Genomic DNA, 2,938 nt, shown 5'->3' on the forward strand with positions numbered 1-2,938 from the left:
TTATCAGCGTAAAAAATATAATATAGAAAATTCTTCTACGCATTCTATTGCCCCCTAATTCACTCTACCATTGGAACATTTTGTTAAAATCAAATGTTTCGGAATAATTCTCTGAAGGTATAATCGCTGACTCTGGCACAAACTTAGCTCTCATCTCTGACTTATCCATATAATAAACTATATTCAATATTCCCAAGCTGCCAGTTTCCACGTGATCCAATGAAATTACAATATTAAATAACTTCACATTCTTTATATCAGTAACAACTGTAGCTTCTTTTTTAAATGAACCTTTGGCCGGTATTAACCATTCAGGATTACGTCCAATTGGAGAATATCCATCTCTAGTACCATCTTTGTTGTAGATCGTTATACCAAGAATCCATTCATAGCCTTCAGGTATTTCCGGATATGTGCATTCAATGTAATATCTTCCGTTTTCTTTTACAAATCTCAATTGATCCGCTAACTTGAGCAAAAACTCCTTTAATTTATCAACTTTTATTCTTCCATACTGGTCAACATCGGTAACATCATTAAATGCTATTCCATCATAATATTTTACTGTTCCTCCTGTCGGTTCAGGAGAAGGTGCTGCATCACCATCCATATCAATATAGACCGTTCTTATATTTGCATTCCACTTTACGGTTGCTCCTAACGCTTCACTCACAAACCTTACTGGAACAAAAGTTCTGGATTCTTTTAATAATGCCACTGTATCCATTTGCTTCTGTTGTCCGTTTACTTCATAGTTTTTATTCCCTATCTGAAGCACTACTTTTTTTCCGTTTAATGTTATTGTCACTTTTTTTTGTATTTCCGTCCCAACTTACATTCGCCCCCAGAGCTTCTCCAACAAATCTGATAGGCACCTGTGTCCTTGAATTTTCATCTATAAATGGCTCTGCGTCTGGGAAATTTATCTTTGTTCCATTTACAACTACCCTAATTGGAAGCTCAATTGCTAATGTTGGCAATGACAACAAGTATGTAACTATTAATACTACTGTTAATATTTTTACAATTCTTTTCATTCCAGCTTTCCCTCCTACATATATGTTACATATACAAAATATTTATTCTTCTTTTTCTTCTTTTTCAAAGAAATGCTTGATTTCATTTATTTTTTGGCCATTTTCATCAATCTCATATATATACACGCCATCTATAAACCAAAACGCAAATACCATGCCTTTACTTTCCGGATTTACACAATAAACTACTTCATTAGTATCTATTTTCTTTAGTTGTGTTATATAGTCATCTATTAATACACAGTCAACCCCGAATCCTTTTGTCACAGACATATTTTGGTTTTCCATATAAGTTCTCGTCCTATTCATCACATATATTGCACTGGCTCCAGTGTAAGGATTTACAATGTCATTTTTATATATATCATGCAATGTAATCATAATCCCCGCAAAATCACCTGTTTGAGTAAAATTTCTTAAATATGCGGCCTCTTTAACATATTCCAAAAATCTTTCCGCATTGGTCTTTTCTTTTTTATCTTCTGTCTCATGCACATTCTGTGGCGAATTTGACACACCGGAAGGTTGACCACTTCCTTTTCCATTACCGCCACAACCTGCTAACAAAAACACTCCACAGATTACTATTGTTATTAATATTAACTTTACTTTAACCATTTTTAATATCTCCTTCCTTTATAATAATAAGTAAAACAATTTATATTTTTCAATATTAATATCCTTTATATAAAATAACATCAAACTTTATCCTTCTTCCATCTTCAGTCCTAAATTCCTTTGGTATAAAAGGTTTTGTCGCAAACAAATACTTTATTGAAACTGAAGATTCAATACGCATATATGTACTGCATTCTGACATTTTAAATGTTTTGTTCCCCGAAAAACTCCTCATATTTACCTGTATCAAATCACCTATTCTTTTCATTTTCACATCTTTGTTTGTGAAAAGTAAAAATAGTCTTAAGTAATCAGTATATTTCATAGAGAGGAAAGACCCCTTGAGGTTCGTTTTCATTACCTCTGAATCGCTTGTATTGCCAATAGAATCAATAAATTTATTTACTTCTTCTTTTCCTTTATCAGCAATATCTTTTAATGTTTCTTTAAGCTTATTAACCAAATTATCTTTATATTCCACTATGCTGGACTTTATATTATGCTTTACTCTCCTTTTTGCTTCCTGAATAGTGTTAAAAATCATACTATTCACTTTTTTACTTGTTTCATCTATATTATAACCAAGCAATTCTTTTCCCTCTGCAAGTATTTCTGTAAGTTCTTCTATAGCTTCTTTTAGATTTCTATTTTTATATACTTCAAGAAAATCTGTATAATCAACTCCTTGAATGGTAACAGGTACATAAGTGCCCAAAGCACTGTTTTCAACAATTTCCATTTGCTCAAGAAGCAAAGTTTCAACTTCACTACTGATTTGGTTCATTATGTCTCCTATTTCTCCCTCAACTTCAATATTTAAACTCGCCTCCAAATCATCAAATAACTCCTCTGCGGAATACACAACTTCTTTTAAAGGATTTTCAATGCTAGCAAATGCCTTGTCTACCAGCAAATCTACTTTTGAGTCTATATAGTCTAATACAATGTTGCTAGCCTTCTTCAAAAAATCTTCACCTTTACTCTCCGTATAATCAATCACCTCATGAACAACATTTTTAGCCTTTTCCTTAGCGCCATCAATAATTTCATTTGTAATTGTTGTCGAAAGTCCTTTAATATCCGTTATCCACGTATTCCTCGTTTTAAATATCGGTACACTATCACCTTTTAACAGCAGGTACACATCAAACAAAGACTCCGCCATTGCCCATGCCATCATAATCAATGTATGTACAATTGGTACACCTACACCGCCGGTCCATCCTGCTACAACCGTAGCAACTTCTAATGCAGCATTAAACTTTGTAGGATCCGTATATATC

Annotated in this window: 2 protein-coding genes and 1 pseudogene; all 3 read right to left on the minus strand. The window is 33.0% G+C overall.

Going from position 1 to position 2,938, the window contains the following annotated elements; translation table 11 throughout:
- Positions 1–64: 64 nt before the first annotated feature.
- Positions 65–1,037: pseudogene (locus JCM21531_RS16810) on the minus strand (copper amine oxidase N-terminal domain-containing protein).
- A 42-nt stretch (positions 1,038–1,079) separates the two neighbouring features.
- On the minus strand, positions 1,080–1,655 hold the full coding sequence (locus tag JCM21531_RS16815) for a hypothetical protein (RefSeq protein WP_003515003.1): 576 nt from the start codon (positions 1,653–1,655) through the stop codon (positions 1,080–1,082).
- 55 nt (positions 1,656–1,710) lie between these two features.
- Positions 1,711–2,938, minus strand: a 1,228-nt coding sequence (locus tag JCM21531_RS23230; protein WP_243467883.1) for a DUF5702 domain-containing protein, incomplete at its 5' end; no start/stop codon positions are given.

Origin of the sequence: Acetivibrio straminisolvens JCM 21531 (assembly GCF_000521465.1) — a bacterium.
Classification (GTDB): Bacteria; Bacillota; Clostridia; order Acetivibrionales; family Acetivibrionaceae; genus Hungateiclostridium; species Hungateiclostridium straminisolvens.